Source organism: Chryseobacterium sp. MMS23-Vi53 (assembly GCF_047651245.1).
Classification (GTDB): domain Bacteria; phylum Bacteroidota; class Bacteroidia; order Flavobacteriales; family Weeksellaceae; genus Chryseobacterium.
Genome location: NZ_CP180265.1, coordinates 1945999 through 1962050 on the forward strand (window position 1 = coordinate 1945999; position 16052 = coordinate 1962050).

Annotated in this window: 16 protein-coding genes; 3 read left to right on the forward strand and 13 right to left on the reverse strand. The window is 35.0% G+C overall.

Annotated features, from left to right (window positions below; all coding sequences use genetic code 11):
* The first annotated feature begins 72 nt into the window (after nucleotides 1-72).
* A complete protein-coding gene (locus ACKX2A_RS08570) occupies nucleotides 73-1128 on the forward strand; it encodes an NAD(P)-dependent alcohol dehydrogenase (RefSeq protein ID WP_415328954.1) in 1056 nt (351 codons plus the stop codon).
* A gap of 185 nt (nucleotides 1129-1313) precedes the next feature.
* Here ACKX2A_RS08570 and ACKX2A_RS08575 read toward each other — a convergent pair whose 3' ends face one another.
* Nucleotides 1314-1682 carry a winged helix-turn-helix transcriptional regulator gene (locus ACKX2A_RS08575; RefSeq protein WP_415328955.1) on the reverse strand — a complete coding sequence of 123 codons (369 nt, stop codon included), beginning with the start codon at nucleotides 1680-1682 and terminating at the stop codon, nucleotides 1314-1316.
* A gap of 106 nt (nucleotides 1683-1788) precedes the next feature.
* Between ACKX2A_RS08575 and ACKX2A_RS08580 the strand changes: the two genes are divergently transcribed.
* Nucleotides 1789-2673, forward strand: a complete 885-nt coding sequence (locus tag ACKX2A_RS08580; protein ID WP_415328956.1) for an NAD(P)H-binding protein — start codon at nucleotides 1789-1791, stop codon at nucleotides 2671-2673.
* A 126-nt stretch (nucleotides 2674-2799) separates the two neighbouring features.
* Here ACKX2A_RS08580 and ACKX2A_RS08585 read toward each other — a convergent pair whose 3' ends face one another.
* Nucleotides 2800-4077, reverse strand: coding sequence for an ectonucleotide pyrophosphatase/phosphodiesterase (locus ACKX2A_RS08585; RefSeq protein ID WP_415328957.1), 1278 nt, complete (start codon nucleotides 4075-4077; stop codon nucleotides 2800-2802).
* Nucleotides 4078-4632: 555 nt separating this feature from the next.
* Here ACKX2A_RS08585 and ACKX2A_RS08590 point away from each other — a divergent pair.
* Nucleotides 4633-5097 carry an IS1 family transposase gene (locus ACKX2A_RS08590; RefSeq protein ID WP_415328958.1) on the forward strand — a complete coding sequence of 155 codons (465 nt, stop codon included), beginning with the start codon at nucleotides 4633-4635 and terminating at the stop codon, nucleotides 5095-5097.
* A gap of 161 nt (nucleotides 5098-5258) precedes the next feature.
* Here the strand turns inward: ACKX2A_RS08590 and ACKX2A_RS08595 are convergent, their stop codons facing one another.
* The 11 genes from ACKX2A_RS08595 to ACKX2A_RS08645 all read right to left on the reverse strand — a co-directional run bounded on the left by ACKX2A_RS08595 (nucleotide 5259) and on the right by ACKX2A_RS08645 (nucleotide 15981).
* The gene (locus ACKX2A_RS08595; protein WP_415328959.1) at nucleotides 5259-6008 is read right to left on the reverse strand and encodes a T9SS type A sorting domain-containing protein; all 750 of its coding nucleotides are present in this window, start codon (nucleotides 6006-6008) and stop codon (nucleotides 5259-5261) included.
* Between the two features lie 3 nt (nucleotides 6009-6011).
* Nucleotides 6012-6539 (reverse strand): ankyrin repeat domain-containing protein, encoded by a 528-nt coding sequence (locus ACKX2A_RS08600; protein WP_415328960.1) that lies wholly within the window; start codon nucleotides 6537-6539, stop codon nucleotides 6012-6014.
* Nucleotides 6536-7081 carry a YceI family protein gene (locus tag ACKX2A_RS08605; protein WP_415328961.1) on the reverse strand — a complete coding sequence of 182 codons (546 nt, stop codon included), beginning with the start codon at nucleotides 7079-7081 and terminating at the stop codon, nucleotides 6536-6538. The genes ACKX2A_RS08600 and ACKX2A_RS08605 overlap by 4 nt, the downstream gene beginning before the upstream one ends.
* A 9-nt stretch (nucleotides 7082-7090) precedes the next feature.
* Nucleotides 7091-7417 (reverse strand): c-type cytochrome, encoded by a 327-nt coding sequence (locus ACKX2A_RS08610; RefSeq protein WP_415328962.1) that lies wholly within the window; start codon nucleotides 7415-7417, stop codon nucleotides 7091-7093.
* A 15-nt stretch (nucleotides 7418-7432) separates the two neighbouring features.
* Complete coding sequence (locus ACKX2A_RS08615; protein WP_415328963.1) at nucleotides 7433-8275, reverse strand: DUF5777 family beta-barrel protein; 843 nt, start codon at nucleotides 8273-8275, stop codon at nucleotides 7433-7435.
* Nucleotides 8276-8402: 127 nt separating this feature from the next.
* Nucleotides 8403-9053: a Crp/Fnr family transcriptional regulator gene (locus tag ACKX2A_RS08620; RefSeq protein WP_415328964.1), complete on the reverse strand. Its 651-nt coding sequence runs from the start codon at nucleotides 9051-9053 to the stop codon at nucleotides 8403-8405.
* A gap of 126 nt (nucleotides 9054-9179) precedes the next feature.
* Entirely contained in the window at nucleotides 9180-11222 is a 2043-nt protein-coding gene (locus tag ACKX2A_RS08625) for a TonB-dependent receptor (RefSeq protein WP_415329439.1), read from the reverse strand.
* A 329-nt stretch (nucleotides 11223-11551) separates the two neighbouring features.
* On the reverse strand, nucleotides 11552-12064 hold the full coding sequence (locus tag ACKX2A_RS08630) for a hypothetical protein (protein ID WP_415328965.1): 513 nt from the start codon (nucleotides 12062-12064) through the stop codon (nucleotides 11552-11554).
* Between the two features lie 71 nt (nucleotides 12065-12135).
* The gene (locus tag ACKX2A_RS08635; protein ID WP_415328966.1) at nucleotides 12136-12594 is read right to left on the reverse strand and encodes a hypothetical protein; all 459 of its coding nucleotides are present in this window, start codon (nucleotides 12592-12594) and stop codon (nucleotides 12136-12138) included.
* 23 nt (nucleotides 12595-12617) lie between these two features.
* Nucleotides 12618-15449: a T9SS type A sorting domain-containing protein gene (locus ACKX2A_RS08640; protein ID WP_415328967.1), complete on the reverse strand. Its 2832-nt coding sequence runs from the start codon at nucleotides 15447-15449 to the stop codon at nucleotides 12618-12620.
* A 226-nt stretch (nucleotides 15450-15675) separates the two neighbouring features.
* Nucleotides 15676-15981 carry a DUF3467 domain-containing protein gene (locus tag ACKX2A_RS08645; RefSeq protein ID WP_415328968.1) on the reverse strand — a complete coding sequence of 102 codons (306 nt, stop codon included), beginning with the start codon at nucleotides 15979-15981 and terminating at the stop codon, nucleotides 15676-15678.
* Nucleotides 15982-16052 lie beyond the last annotated feature (71 nt).

The following is a 16052-nucleotide window of genomic DNA, read 5'->3' on the forward strand; positions in this document are numbered from 1 at the left end:
TTTAATTTCAAAAAATTCTTCACAAAATATATTTTAAACTAAACTTAATTAACACTTAAATTAAAAAAGCAAATGAGCACACTCACAGTAAAAGCTTACGGAGCAGAATCTAAAACTGCAGATTTAGCGGAAATTAATATCGAAAGAAGAGAGGTAACGGCAAAAGATGTAGAAATTGAAATTCTATATTGCGGGGTTTGTCACTCGGATCTTCACACAGCGAGAAACGACTGGGGCGGATCTTTGTATCCTGTAGTTCCGGGACATGAAATCGTAGGAAGAATCACCAATGTTGGAAGCGAGGTTTCTAAGTTTAAAGTTGGGGACTTAGCCGCAGTTGGTTGTATGGTGGATTCCTGTGGACACTGCGACAGTTGCAAACAAGATTTAGAACAATATTGCCAAAATGGTTTTGTAGGCACTTATAATGGAAAGGACAAACATTTGGGAGGTCATACTTTCGGTGGATATTCTCAGAAAGTGGTTGTTGATGAGCATTTCGTTCTTAGCGTTCCAGAAAATTTAGATTTGGCGGCAGTTGCACCACTTCTTTGCGCAGGAATCACGACTTGGTCACCTTTGAGACACTGGAACGTTGGTCCTAATTCTAAAGTTGCCGTTGTAGGTTTAGGAGGTTTGGGACACATGGCGATTAAATTAGCAAAAGGTTTAGGTGCTGAAGTGACTTTATTTTCAAGAACACCAGGAAAAACGGACGATGCTAAAAAATTGGGAGCAGATCATGTAGTAATTTCTACAGATGAGTCTCAAATGAAAGAAGTTGCAGGGAAATTTGATGTAATTATCGATACCGTTCCTTACGAACACGACATCAATCCTTATATGCAGACTGTTGCATTGAACGGAACTTTAGTTTTGGTAGGATTTGTAGGTGAATTCGAAAATGAATCTCCAAGCACAAGACCAATGATTTTCCAACGTCGTTCTGTTGCAGGATCTTTGATCGGAGGTATCGCTGAAACTCAGGAATTATTGGATTTCTGCGGTGAACATAATATCGTTTCTGATATTGAATTGATTAAAATTCAGGACATCAACAATGCGTATGAAAGAATGCTGAAAAGCGATGTAAAATATCGTTTTGTAATTGATATGCAATCTTTGTAATTCTTCGTATATTTTTTAACTAGGGCTCTCTTTTTTGAGAGCCTTTTTTGTTTTTTTATGTTTTGGCTAAAGCCAAGTTTACTTGTTTATTTTTTTGAAAATGAGCTAAAAACCCCTTCCTATTGATGATTTTATTGAAATTATTTACACTTATTACATTGTTAGATTGCTACATTTTTAAATTGCTACATTAATTCATATTTCCCTTCCATATCTTTAAACGCCCATTCCGCCATTGAATTGATAACAGGAATTAAACCTTTTCCTGCTTCACTCAATTCATAAGTTACGTGTGGAGGAACGACAGGTTTTGCTGTTCTTATCACCAATCCGTCATTTTCCAATTGTTTTAAATGTTGAATCAACATCTTTTCTGTTACTGCCGGAATTGCACGTTTCAATTCGCTATATCTTTTATCACTGTTTGAAAGATGATACAAAATAATGGGTTTCCAAAAACCACCGATTTTTTCCATTACATAGGTTACCGGACAAGAATCGAGTGCGTATTTCTTATTTTGCTGAATCGTTGATGCTTCTTTAATTTCTGCCATATCAATACATACTTTAGGGTAAGTACTTGTATAAAAGTAAGTACAAATATAACTTTGTATCAGGAAATAAAAAAATATTTATCAACAAAAAACAATAAAAATTATTATGAAAATTGTAATCACAGGTTCATTAGGAAATGTAGCAAAACCACTTGCACAACAATTAATTGCAGAAGGACATGATATCACTATAATCAGCAGTAACGAATCTAAAAAAAGTGAAATTGAAAGTTTAGGCGCAAAAGCAGCGATTGGTTCTATTACAGATTTAAATTTCTTAATTGAAACTTTTAAAGAAAACGATACCGCATTTTTAATGACTCCTCCGAATATGGGATTTCAAAACATTGTTGAAAACACCATTAATGCAGGGAAAAACTATGCTGAAGCTTTAAAACAAACTGGTTTAAAAAGAGTTGTTATGTTAAGCAGCATCGGTGTTGAATCTCCAATCGAAAATGGTCCCATCAAAGGTCTTCATTTTATTGAAAAATTCTACAATGAACTGGAAAATACTTCAGTGACTTTCTTGAGAGCCGGATATTTTTATATCAATTTCTTCAACGATATTCCATTGATTAAAAATGCAGGAATTATTGGAGCAAACTTCCCTGAAAATGTTGAAATTCCATTAGTTCATCCGAAAGATATTGCTAAAGTAGCGGCACAGGAATTAGTGAAAAATTCTGAAAGTAAAAATGTAAGATATATTGTAAGTGATGTTCGTTCCGGAAGTGATTTTGCTAAAGTTTTTGGAAGCGCAATCAGAAAACTAGAGCTTCCGTGGGTTGAATTTAAAGATGAAGATTCTCTAAATGGAATGCTTCAAGCTGGTCTTCCACAGGAAATCGCTGATTTGTACACGGAAATGGGACGAGGAATCAGAACGGGTGTTGTACAGAAAGATTTTGTTGAGCATGGTTCTGTGGTTGATGGAGAGATTAAATTGGAGGAGTTTGCGAAGGAATTTGCTGATAAGTTTAATGCTTAATTTATTTGCTAATCAGATAAAATTTCGGCGAGCCTTTGGCTCGCCGAAATTTTTGTATTTTTATTTTTGATGGGTTGATAGAGTTTAATTCTACCCTGTTTTAAGTCGTCCCTTCGGGACTCCCATTTATTCTTTCAATGTTTCTTTCAAAACCTTTAATTTTCCATCAATAGGTTGATCGATTTTTAAACCTAAAATATCGGCTACTAAAGGATAAACATTGATGTTTTCAAATTCATCGATTACCAGATTATTTTTAAATTCTGGTCCCCAAGCGAAGAAAGTTGCTTTCATTTCAGGAACAATTCTTGGGTTGTAACCATGTTTTCCAACTGATGTTTTCTTTCCTTTTTCCAGAAATATTTTCGGAGCTTTTGGAATCAGTAAAATCTGCCCGATTCTATTATACTTATCGTCTCTAGTTGCAAAGTGAAGATATTTTGGGAGCTTTTTATCTAAATAAACTTCGTAGTTTTCTGTTTTATTGGCTTTTAATTCTTTGTAAACGTTTTTAACCTCAGCAGAATTTTTAACGTAAACTCTTAACAAAGTTTGAGAATTATAAATATCAAATTTATCTTTATTCAACAGCATTTCTGGAATTTCTAAAGGACTTCCACCATCTACTTTTATCATTCCGTGATCTGACACGAAAACGAAGTTTACATTCTTTAATCCTAAGGCATTTACTTTTTGAACCAATTCACCAATCGCTTTATCGATCAAATGAACGGCATCTTCTGTTTCTTTTGTATCGGGTCCGAAATGATGTCCGCTTCCGTCAACCTCAGGAAAATATAATGAAATAAAATGAGGCCTTTTGTCCATTGGTAATTTCAACCAACTAATCACTTTATCCACTTTTTCAGAAGGTGAAAATTTTTCATGATAAGGATAATAATAGGTTGGTCTTTTCCCTCCTGCTTCACTTGCAGAGCCAACCCACATTAAAGAAGCAGAGACCATTCCTTGCTTTTCAGCCAATCCCCAAAGTGGAGTTCCGCCGTACCAGCTTCCGTCTTCTGCATTTTTGCGGTCGCTCATTGCATAGGCTTCTTTTCTTTTATAATCATAAAAATAATTATCAATTAAACCGTGATGAGAAGGATATAATCCGGTAATTAAAGTCCAGTGATTAGGGAAAGTAATACTCGGATAACTGGGAATCATTGCCTTTGCCTGAACTCCCTCACCTGAATATTTTAAAAGATTTTCTGCATTATATTTTTTAGCATAATCGTATCGAAAACCGTCTGTAGAAATCATGATTACATAAGGTTTTGTCTGCGCTTCAGAACTGTTATATCGGTTAGGAATAACGATCTGAGTCGTATCCACATTACCTTTCTGGGCAAAAACAGTGAATGAAATAATTAATAATAAAAATTGTAATCCTCGCTTCATTGTAAATTTTTGTCAAAGTTACTGTGTCTGTTTTGTTGGGGAAAGTTTTGTGGGTTAAAAAAACTTTAAAAATATTTTTTGGAATTAGTGTAAATAAATTCTTAAACCGGAAAAACACCTGCATTAAATTTAATTTACCAATATATTATAAATAATACGACAGGTTTTGTCGCTTCGTAGAAATATATTTGACAGAATATTTAGACGGATTAAAAATGTGATAACATTCACATTAAATATTATTCATAAATCTTCTCAGCGTGAAGTAAAAATAATATTTTTGCACAACTTATAAAATTAATAATTAACAACTCAAAAAAACACAGTATGAAGAAATTCTACAGTAGTGCATTTTTCTTATGCACAGTTTTGGTCTACGCTCAGGAGGTGGTAATGTACCAAACATGTTGGTTTCCTTTATCAATCAACACAAACAAAAAAATAATACTCAACAATTCATAAAAATAGAGCAGCCTTTACAAGATAATTCAACTGACAAAAGAAGGTTTAGGTATTCGCAGCACAGCAAGAATCTTAAAAATTTCAGCAACAACATTGCTTAGAAGAATTATTTCTATTGCTAACAATATTCAACGAACCATTACTTTGAACCATCAACAGTATGAACTGGATGAAATGAGATTCTTTATCCGTAAAAAATCCTATCCACAATGGCTAGTATATGCAATCAATAAAAACACAAAACAAGTCGCCAATTTTTATATCGGAAGAAGAAGTAATAAGACTTTAAATGCTGTTGTAAAGACCCTACTCAATGCAAAAGCAGAGAAAATCTATACCGACAGATTAATCAATTATCAATATCTGATTCCAAAGAAAATTCATACAACAAAAAATACGGAACAAACGGAATCGAAAGACAAAACCTCAATCTTAGAACCCCATCTAAAACGTCTAAATAGAAGAACAATTGCTTTTAGCAGAAGCTGTTTTATTTTATCCTCAATTTTGAAAATATATTTTTGGAACCGAAAAAATCCTTTCCAAATCATCAAATAAAAGTACAACCCGCAGATGTAAGCGTCTTGCTCGTATAACAGAATAAAACCAATCAGGCTGTCTTTTCAAGGCAGCCTGATTTTATATAAACAAATTCGTCTCGGCAATACAAAAAAATCCTGCCAATAACGCAGGATTCAAGATTTATAAAAAGAAAAAACTTATTCTTTAATCAACTGTTCAAAAGAAGTAGAACCATCTTTCAACGTAATTTCAAGATAATAATTTCCGGATTTCAGATCAGAAATACTGATGTTTTGTCCATCCATTTTTACAGATTTCACTTTTCTTCCTGTGGCTTCATAAATATCAACAGATTTAATTTTATCTGCATTTTTGAAATTTACTTCACCTTTAGAAGGATTTGGATAAAGAGTAACTTTTTTACTTTCTGCAACTACATCATTAACAGCTAGCACAGATGTCCTTGTTAACGTTGCATAATCTCTGTCTCCATTATGATAACCCAAACCTGTATTTCCTAATCTTCTTGCGTAGAAAATATTTATACTAGAGTTAGAATTTGTAAAGGCAAAATCACCTGATCCGCCTGCTAAACTTCTTGTTGCAACAATCGTTCTTGTACTTCCAGAAACACTATTAGAAGTTACTGTCCAATCCTGAGAAGCATCGGCAGAAGGGGTAACTCCTATTCCACTAAAAGTATAATCTCTGTTTGCGGAAGAATTATAAATAAATCCGTCTGCTCCACTTGCCATTCCACTAGATCCGAAACCAATGCCTAACATTGAAGTACTATCACCTGTAAGAGTCATTGTAACTGTTGTAGGATCTGTAACGATTTTTACAGTCATAGAAGCTGTCGGTAAATTTACCGTTCCTGTCGAGAAAAACTGCGCTCCCAGCGAAGATGCAAGAGCCATTGATAATGTAAGTAAAACTTTTTTCATATTTTAATTTTTAAGTAGGTTAATGATTTCTGTATTGTTTGTTTGTAAGGCATATTCAAAAGGGGTCATCCCTTGAGAATCTTTTATAGATTTGTCGGCTTTGTGTTGTAATAATAATTCTGTTAATTCTTTATTACCAAATTTCACAGCCCAGAATAAAGGGGTAGCTCCGTTTGCATCCACAATATTAGGATTGGCTTTTTTATTTAAAATATACTCCACCAAATCCTTATTATATTTCACCGCAAGTCCTGCAAGAGCAGTTCCTTCCTGGCTTTTATAATTTACATCTTTCACATTGTCCATCAAAAACTTAGCCACTTCTACGTTACCTCTGTAGCATGCTAAAATCAGCGGAGAGAAGCCACCCTCGTTGGTTTGATTGATAATATCCGGATTCTGTTTCATCAATTCTTTTACCTCAGTAACAGTTCCGGTTCTGGCAATATCAAAAATAGATTTTGCCTTTTCCTGAGCAGAAACGAAAGTAACACTCAGAAAAATTCCTATGAATATAATTAAATTTCTCATTGTTTTGAAAGAACATAATTGTACTGAACATTCACACTTTCAGCGATCTTTTTCGTTACCATTTTAGGAATTGCAACTTTATGATCTGCCGGTCTTACAACAAAACCTCCTGTCATATAGATTTTCCCGTCTTTAGCGTAAATTGTTGCTGTTGAAGTATATGCTTTATCTACACCGTGAAAATTTAAAGTTCCCTGAACAGTATATTTCTGAGGTGTTGCAGATAATTTAGACTTATCAAAATTAGCGATTTTCCCTGTGAAAGTTGTTTTTGGATATTTTCCGGTTTCAGCATAGCTTTCGTTAAAATGTTCTTCCATTAATTTTGTTTTAAAATGAAAGTTTTTAACTACAGAAACCGAGGCAAAATCTCCCGTATCTGCATTGATAACGCCTACATTGTTATCATCTTGTGCAAAAACATCTTCAAATAAAGGCACACTCGCTTCAAACGTTACTTTTCCTGTTTTCGACATATACTTCTGAGCAAAAACAAGGTTGGCAAAAAGCAACGAAACCATTAGTAATACTAGCTTTTTCATATTAATTTTTTAATTTTCGGTAAGCCCGTCCGCTTTCCATTTGGTGAACATATTGATTTGTGTTGGTGATAAGCTTCCGCCCTGAGGCATTTTTCCGGGATCTCCATTAGGTCTGCTTATTCTGTCGATGATGTTATCGATATTGTTTTTAACCTGACTGTAATTGGTTAAAGCCTGTGCTCCCGGCGAATGGCAGCTGATACAATTGGCATCTATAATAGGTTTGATGTCTTTTGTATACGTCACCTGTTCCGTGATAGGAGTTGCATCCGATATTTCTTCATAGGTTCTGCTTTCACAAGCAACGAATACAACTGCCGATGAAATTAAGTACATTAATTTTTTCATAACTTAAAAAACTCTATAAAGATTAAACCCAAAGAAAATCTGTCCTTTCTCCCACTTTCCTGCAGCGTTGGTTAAATAACCAATGTCTGAATTGAGTTGGGAATTCGTGAATAAAAGCTGGAAAACGTGTCCCCCGGTTTCTATATCCATCCCCAAAGAGAGCGGATTTTTATAAAAACTGTGATTGTCGAAATTCACAAAATATTCCGCGTTGATGGAAATTCTTTTCGAAATCTTATAACGACCGCCCAAACCCGTCAGGAATTGGTTTTTGTCTTCAATCGCCGGCTCATAAAGATTTTTGTGAACATAAGATGGCGTTAACTGCAAAGAAAAATTATCACTGAATCTTCTTGAAATTAAAGCCTGTGTAAGATAAGAAAGTCTGTCTCCAAATTGAAGGTGCGGATAATTGTCTTTGCTAAGATCGGTATTCACCGCCAAAACATTGTAGCCCACAATATCAACAGGGAAATTTTCACTTTGCTTCACCAATTTGTATTTTACGGCTCCTTCGAAAGTTTTTAAGTTTGTTTCTCGGGAAAGGCTTACTGAAATTCCATCAGTAATACCATAAATTGCCCCTAACTTTGTAGAAGCATCATCTAACCCGAAAAAATCTTTAAAACCTTTGCTTACGTCTCCGAAACGGTGTGCTACAACAATGTACCATTCGTTCTTTGCGGGGAGCTTTGTCGATTGTCCCGTGACAATCTGGAGCGCCTTAAAGGCGGGTTGGGAAGTTTCAGTGTTGGTCTGAATGGTGTCAATATCTTTCAGCAGATCTTCCTGTGCAAAGACAAGACCTGAAGCAAATACTGACAAAAATAAGAGAGTTTTTGTCATACAAAATTTTAATTAGAGTATTAGTATGACAAACTTATAGACTTATGAATTCAAAATCGTGTGATAAAAGTCACCGACTATATAGTTTTTATCGATCACGATTTTAAAATCATTAAAACATTATTTATTAGACCTGTCTAACATTTTCATTTACAGGTATTTTTATCCCTTCTTTTGTTTGAATAATTTCTCCCTCATTTTCAATTTTTTTCAATACACGGCTTACCACTTCCCTTGAAGTTCCCAGATTATTGGCAATTTCACGGTGTGTAAGCTTTACAGGATTGTTTCCTGTGAGCGAAATCTGTTGTTTGATGTAATTCACAACTCTTTTATCAAGCTTATGGAAAACAGCATCATTTACCATATTCATCACATCCGAAAATCTTTTGTCGTATTCGCTGTAAAAAAGCTTGTTGATTTCCGGATACTTAATTAGCCATTCATGAACAACCGAAACAGGAATCAGCATCACTTCAGAATCTTCTTCCGCTACTGCATAAATTCTGCTTACATAGTCTGTAAAAATAGATGAAAACGTCATCAGACAGCTATCATTTGCCCTGATGTAATAATAGATGAGTTCGCGACCATCATTTAGCGTGAAAACTCTGATTGATCCTTTTATTAAAAAGGGTACAAATTTATTTTTCTGACCTTCTCTTACGATTTCCGTCTTTGCCTTAATATCCGTGACAATTGCATGCTTATGAAGTTCATTTGAAAAATCTGCACCCAAAAAGCCGAATTTATTAAGAATAAATTGATTATTTATCATATCCTGTGTATCATATCTAAAAACAAATTTAAACAATTATCAATATAAGAATACCGAAAAGGTTTAACAATTAATGAAATAAAAAAACTGCTTCATTTATCCATGAAACAGTTTTTACTTTAAATCTTATAATCTATATTTTAAATTCAAACCATAAAAGAAATATGCTTTACTTGGTCCAGGGTTGAGATCGGTCGCAACACCTTTCGGATAGCCATTTCCTGTATCTGAATCATTGATACTGTTTCCTAAGAATAAGAATGTATAATTAATCTGGTTCGTTAAGTTATTTCCCATTACATATGCATCAAGATCAAACCTTCCAAAGGATTTTTTGTATCCCAATTTTGAATTGAGCAATCCAAAACCTTTTACCATATTTGTATTTGCAAAATCTGTATATACATTTCCTAAGTAGTTATATGTATTTACAAGATAAAAGCCAGGCTTCGTGTACACATCCAAACCAATTGCATATTTATTTCTCGGAACTCCTACTACAGTCTGATGATCATACACCTGATCTGCTCCTAATAATCTTGTTTTAAAATCCTTATACTTCGCATCGTAATAAGAAAGATTTACAAACGGTACAACCCTGTTAATAAATGAGTTATCGTTTCTATACTGATAACCGACACTTACTTCCAAACCAGTGTTTTTCTGGTTTCCCGTGTTTGCCCAATATGTCTGATTGCCGGAATTCGGAATAGTTAATTGCGTTAATTTATCAGAATAATCGATTCTGAATACAGAAACCTGATAGTCCAATTTGGTATCCAACAACAATCCATGCACACTGAAATCTACCATTTTTGCGCGTTCCGGTTTAAGATCATTGTTCGCTGTATTGGTATAATTAATGAAAGACGAACCTGCAGTAGGTGCATTATATCCTTCACTGTAACTTAGATTAAAAATCTGATGTTTCCATTCTTTTTGTAGTGCAAAATGTGGCGTATAGGCTGTTTCATATTGCTTTCCGAATGACTGGTCTTTTTTACCAGGAATTAACCCGGGAACAGCATACAGATCTTTTCTGTCGTAATTTGTTTTATTCGCACTTATTCCTGCAAGTAACGTTACACCCCAAGGTTTGTACGTTAAATAATCTATTGCAAAATACGTTGCCTGATTGTTATTAAACTTAAAATAGGTAGCTCCGGAAATCCCCGTCGTTTCCAAAGGATTGGTAATGGATCCCGTGAAACGGTAACTTGAAGCCGTAGACATAGAGTTCTGAATCTCAGTACCGAAATCTAATCTGTTCTCAAAGTCTTTGAAATCATTTTTCAAGGTAAATGTAGAACGTAATCCGACGTTCGGCGCACTTGTCACTCCATAAGCTCCCGCAGAAACACTTTCTGTATTTCCGTTATAATAAAACAATGTTGTATAATTTCTAAGGTTCGGAAGGATATTCACGGAGTTGCTTAGTCCTACTCTTGTAGATTTTATCTTTGTTCCAGAATTTTTACGGATATAAGCAGGATTTCCGTTATCGATCCCGGCATAATAATCATCGTAAGAAATCTGCCCCGAAGTATGTTCGTACGAATAGGCCTGACTTCCGAAGAAACTTAGCTGATCATTTTTCCCAAGCTTAACCGTTCCGTTTACATTAAAAAAGTTTTTCAGTCCGCTTCCGTTTGGTCTGTAGCCATCGGTTTCCAGATGTCCGTAAGCGGCATTTACAGAATAATTTTCATCAGCCACATTCAATTGTGTTCTTGTCTGGAAAGTCTTGAAAGCTCCAACCAAAGCATTTTCTGAAACAGTAACTCCCTTTGTAAAGTCGGGACGCGTATAGAAGCGTACTACTCCACCAACGCCACCGCCGTACATCGTTGCAGCCGGTCCTTTAATGACCTCAACATTATTTACATAAGCAAAATCGATGTCATCCAGAATGGTAATTCCTTCGGCATTTGTCAAAGGCATATTATTCCAGTATGCTTTTACACCCCAGTTATTGAATTTTTGATCGTTTCCGTAACCACGAACAACCAGTCTCTGCCCTCCGAAATTTGTTCTCTTATCCACTTGTAAGCCTGGCATTGTGGATAAAGTCTGGTCTATTGCTGCAGGATTGTTTCTATTCAGTTCCTCTTCGGAGAGTGTTTCTACCGACTGACCGTGCCTTTTGAATTCTGCGCGTTCCTGTTTGATTTTTTTCTTCCCTGTATGGCTACTTCCTCAATCGTGCTGTCCGGGGATTGTTGTGCATTAGCGATGATACAGCTTAATAAAGCCGCAACACATATATATTTTTTCATTGATTAAAAATTAATTATTTGTCGTTTAAGTTTCTTATAATAACCCTGTTTAAGTTTTTATTTTACCACAAAAGATTTCGGCACTTTTAGTTATTTCAAGCTTATAATAAACTGTAAAGAAGTACACATAAGTTAAAAAATCAAAGATTTTTTTCTTTATAGACTTTTAAAGATGCTCTACATTCATTCAATAAGATCTTCTGTTTCTATTGCGGTTAAATTTTAAATTACATTAAACAGAATCGAATCTAGAACTTTTTCCGGTGGTGGAATAACTATCGACAAATCAAACGTATTTTCTAATCTTTTAGAATAATCTGATTTTGATTTTAAATAAAATGAATTATTGAAATTAAATTCCCGGTAATCAAATATTGCAAAGGAATTAGATGTTTTGATCAGTTTTTTTCCCTGCATCGGCAACTCGAAATGTCGCCACGCGTATACTTTTTTAGATGTAAAAAATCCTGATAATTTTAATATTGAATTGATGACTAAATCCTTTTTATCCACATAGCAATAAAAATATTTTGTTCCATTGACCACATTAATGCTGATAACATCGTAAGAAAAATCATTCAGGATAAATTCTTTTTCCTCTTTCCATTCAGCTTTCGTTAAATCTTTTTCTGAAAAGCAGATTGTTTTGGATTTATCGAATGTCTTTTTTGAAATATTGTATTGTGTCTTTTCGTATACTTCGTTTTTAATAAAGGAAATAAAAGGATGAATCATATTGAGAAATACGATCGCTAAAGGAATAAATAAAAATATAAAGAATAGTTTTTTATGCAAAAAAAAGATGATTATTGTCTCTGGGGAATTAATTCTCCGATAGGTTCTACCGGAACGAATTCCGGAATGCTTATTTTATACGTTTTTTTTGAATCTTTTGTCGTGTATTCTATCCTATTGTCTTTTGGATTTAATTTTGACGAATCTTTAGAATTTTCAGCAGAAGATCCGGAAGTTGTATCTCCATAATTTTCGAGCTGAGGTGTACTTTGCAAATTTCCTCTTACGGTAATCGTATTTCCTGAACGGGCCTGAGTAAAACTGATGTTGTTTCCTTCGGCTTTTAAAGATTTTATTGTGATAAGATCTTTATTATCTTTTAATTTTAATCGAATGGTATAAACCGTTCCTCTTATTCCGGGTCTGCCGCCAAACCAATCTGTTTTTTCTGCAGAAATCACAGAAATTCCATCCTGATATAATGAGGAAACCGGCGCTTTACAAGAAAACGCCAGGATCCAAAATATCATTATTAATAACTGATTATTCATTTTTAATCATCATCGCCGTCAGCACTCACTTTTCCTAAAACCAAATAGTTTCCGCTGTAAATAATCTGTCCTTTTGATTCAGCTTTCAGGACGTAATTTCCAGGTGTTAGTCTTTGACCAAATTCTTCATCAGATTTAACATTTTTTCTACTGTATACCAATCTTCCCGACCCATCGAAAATACTGATATCTACAGTGCTGTATTTAGCTGCATCAAATCTTAAATGCGAGATGCCTTTTGAAGGATTCGGATATATTCTTACCTCATCTTTTTTAGATTTTACCTCTCCCGTTGCTAAAGTAACAGTAGTATTTTGCGTCGTCCACGCTCCTCTTCCGTAAGTGGACACCAAAACTGTTCTCGTTGCAGGTCTATAATCCAGATTAGTAATTCTTATATTTCCAATATTTCCAGTAATAGAAGCCCATGTTGGCGAGGAAGCAAGGAAGTTCGTTGTTCCCCAAACGCCCATTTCTGTTCCTATAATAACCTCATTAGCATCATCAGGGTTTCTTAAGACAGTTCTTACAGGCATATCCGGAAGATTTCCTTCTTTGTTTTGCCATGTTGCTCCACCGTCTGTAGAGTAGAAAATACTTGTAAGGTTATAATTGGACAATGTTACAATAATCTCATTCTCATTGGCTCCGAATTCGATATCAGAGATGGTACCTGTCGCAGGCGAAGAGATTGCTGTAGACGTATAAGACGTTGTATTGGCATTGGTAATTTTAAAGATTCTTCCCAAACTTGTTCCCACAAATAATGTTGTAGAAGCCGTTGTATAAGGAGAAACTTTCATCCAAGAGATCTGTTCGCTTGTTTGTGCCGTTCCTACGGTAACTATATTGTTGGTAAATGATGTGGAAGTAGCCGATAATCCACTTGTTCGGAATAATGTTAATCCTGAACGGTAAGAGTAGAAAACATTATTAATTCTGTCTAAAGCAATTTCATTGACAAAATGCCCGTAAGCATTCCTATTCGCACTAGAAATTAAATAACTTGTAGTACTATTTAATAAATAATGGTTATTGTACACATAACTTGCAATTTCATAATTATCCTGATCATCATATTCTGTATACATTCCGTCTCCTGAAGTTGCAGATTGACTTGTCAGGAAATTATTTGTCTGTGGAGCTCCATACAGCCACCAAGAACCATTATCCTGTGCTCCTGCCAGTAATTCCTCATCAGCAGGAGTTTTAATCGGGTTCAACATAGCGCCGTAGAACTGAGTAACGTTATATCTCGTATTTCTCGCCGCAAAGCCTGAAGTCGTAGCAATATTATTTTTATTCGCCGCAAAATAAATTCCGCCATCGTTTCCAAACAGCATCTGATTGGTAGAATAATTATTAAATGGATTGAAAACAATCTCGTGCTGATCTGCATGTACCGTCGAAACCTGTAATGCAGCCATGTTATTGTTATTTGACCACTTTGAGATCTGCGTCCAGCTTGCAGCACCATTTGTAGATTTATACAAATCGATACCTCCGATATAAACCGTATTATCATCCATAGGATCTGTGGCAATAATAAGATCATAGAAAGATTGTCCTCTGGTAAAGTCATTAGCAGGAATACTTGTATCTGTCGCTGTAGGAAGCGTAACAGCCGGCGATGCATCGTTGGTAGCCTGCCATGTTGCTCCTCCATCTGTAGATCTTGCAATACGTATCGGTTCCGAAGTTGTGGCTCCCTGCATAAAAGCATACACTTTATTCGCGTCTGTTCTGGAAAGTGTAAAATTTACCCTCGCACCGGCACTTCCAACATTGTAAACCTGAGTAAACGTATTTCCGTCTGCTGACTTCAAAATTCTACCTCCCGAATCTATATTCGAAAATCTCGAGCTTCTTGTAGAGACCCACACAGAATTATCTGCTCCAATCTCTATTTGCTGAATAGAATATCCCGTACTACTTGTTGCATTCGTAGTTGTATTAAGTGCCAGTAAACTTGTGTTTTTTGTGAAGGTAACTCCTCCATCCGTCGATTTATATAATCCGGCCTGGCTCAATCCCTGAAATGCACCGTCGTTATAATTACCGCTTACTCCCGCGTAAACTTCCGAAACCCCTGCATTATTTCTTACTTTAATATCATTAATATAGAAATTTCCGCTTCGGATGCCGTTGGAATACGTTACCGGAATGGTGAAAATTTGAGTCCATGTACTTCCTCCATCTGCCGATTTCCAGATTCCGGAACCTATGGCATCTGCAGTTGAAGCTTCTCCTGTTCCTACGTATATAACTTGTGGATTATTTGGATCATATGTAATGCATGAAACGGAAGTATTTGCCCAAAACGTACTTAGAGGCTGCCATTCATTAGAGGCTACAGAAGGATCCTGATTTACCCACAGACCACCAGAAACTCCACCTGCAAAAACTCTTTTTCCTGTCGCATCATTCGGATCGTACATAATTGCTCTGGTTCTACCGCCAACGCTATAAGGACCTCTTTCTATCCATGGTTCGTTTACAATTTTATTGGTTGAAGAATTTCCTCCGGAAAGGAAAGACATTGGTTTTGCAGGAGCATATTTTCCCTGAACGATTTCTTTATTCAGTTTTACCAGTTTATCGAAATTGGTTCCCCCGGTAACAGGATCCATTGTTCTTTTATAATCTTCTTCATTGTACAAATCTGGTGGAATGCCAGCAGATTTTCCTGCTTTATGTTTCTTTTTAAGACTTTTATCATATTTGGCATATAAGTCCTGAAGTCGCTTTTGATTAGCCTGAAGTGTAGGATTTTGCTGTGCATAAACGTTTCCGGCAACACACAACATTACACAAAAAATAGAGTACCGTTTCATTTTTTACATTTTCAGCAAATATACTTCAGTAAGTATTAAAATCACACAAAAACACAAGAAAAATTATTAAATTAAAATTAAAACAAACAAAATTAACATAATGAATTAATCTTTACTCTATAAATCTAAATTCATATTATTTTTTCAATGATAATGCAAAAAATATAGTACAAAAAAAATGCCCCAATAGAAATTGAAGCATTCTTTATTATGATTAAGAAAAATCTTAAGCGTTTACGTTGTTTCCTCCTAATACGAAAGGTTCAACTTCTTTGATTTCTCCGAATTGCTGCTCGTAGTTTGTAATGTTTTGTTGAAGAGCAGTAAGTACTCTCTTAGCGTGAAGTGGAGCAAGAATGATTCTTGATCTTACTTTAGCTTGTTGTACACCTGGCATTAATTGGATGAAATCTACAACGAATTCAGATGGAGAGTGGTTTACTAAAGCTAGGTTTGCATAAACTCCAGCAGCTACCATTTCGTTTAATTCGATGTTGATGTTTCCGTCTTGCGGATTTTGATTGTTGTCCATTGTTATAAAATATTTTTTTTATTCGAAATTTTGAGGTTGTGAAAATATAAAAATAATTTCAAACCTCAAAT

Coding starts and splice junctions, on each gene's coding strand:
- ACKX2A_RS08630 (WP_415328965.1), bottom strand. CDS start 12,064: ATGATTCATCCTTTTATTTCCTTTATTAAAAACGAAGTATACGAAAAG.
- ACKX2A_RS08610 (WP_415328962.1), bottom strand. CDS start 7,417: ATGTACTTAATTTCATCGGCAGTTGTATTCGTTGCTTGTGAAAGCAGA.
- ACKX2A_RS08635 (WP_415328966.1), bottom strand. CDS start 12,594: ATGATATTTTGGATCCTGGCGTTTTCTTGTAAAGCGCCGGTTTCCTCA.
- ACKX2A_RS08645 (WP_415328968.1), bottom strand. CDS start 15,981: ATGGACAACAATCAAAATCCGCAAGACGGAAACATCAACATCGAATTA.
- ACKX2A_RS08580 (WP_415328956.1), top strand. CDS start 1,789: ATGAAAATTGTAATCACAGGTTCATTAGGAAATGTAGCAAAACCACTT.
- ACKX2A_RS08600 (WP_415328960.1), bottom strand. CDS start 6,539: ATGAGAAATTTAATTATATTCATAGGAATTTTTCTGAGTGTTACTTTC.
- ACKX2A_RS08570 (WP_415328954.1), top strand. CDS start 73: ATGAGCACACTCACAGTAAAAGCTTACGGAGCAGAATCTAAAACTGCA.
- ACKX2A_RS08615 (WP_415328963.1), bottom strand. CDS start 8,275: ATGACAAAAACTCTCTTATTTTTGTCAGTATTTGCTTCAGGTCTTGTC.
- ACKX2A_RS08585 (WP_415328957.1), bottom strand. CDS start 4,077: ATGAAGCGAGGATTACAATTTTTATTATTAATTATTTCATTCACTGTT.
- ACKX2A_RS08595 (WP_415328959.1), bottom strand. CDS start 6,008: ATGAAAAAAGTTTTACTTACATTATCAATGGCTCTTGCATCTTCGCTG.
- ACKX2A_RS08620 (WP_415328964.1), bottom strand. CDS start 9,053: ATGATAAATAATCAATTTATTCTTAATAAATTCGGCTTTTTGGGTGCA.
- ACKX2A_RS08640 (WP_415328967.1), bottom strand. CDS start 15,449: ATGAAACGGTACTCTATTTTTTGTGTAATGTTGTGTGTTGCCGGAAAC.
- ACKX2A_RS08605 (WP_415328961.1), bottom strand. CDS start 7,081: ATGAAAAAGCTAGTATTACTAATGGTTTCGTTGCTTTTTGCCAACCTT.
- ACKX2A_RS08575 (WP_415328955.1), bottom strand. CDS start 1,682: ATGGCAGAAATTAAAGAAGCATCAACGATTCAGCAAAATAAGAAATAC.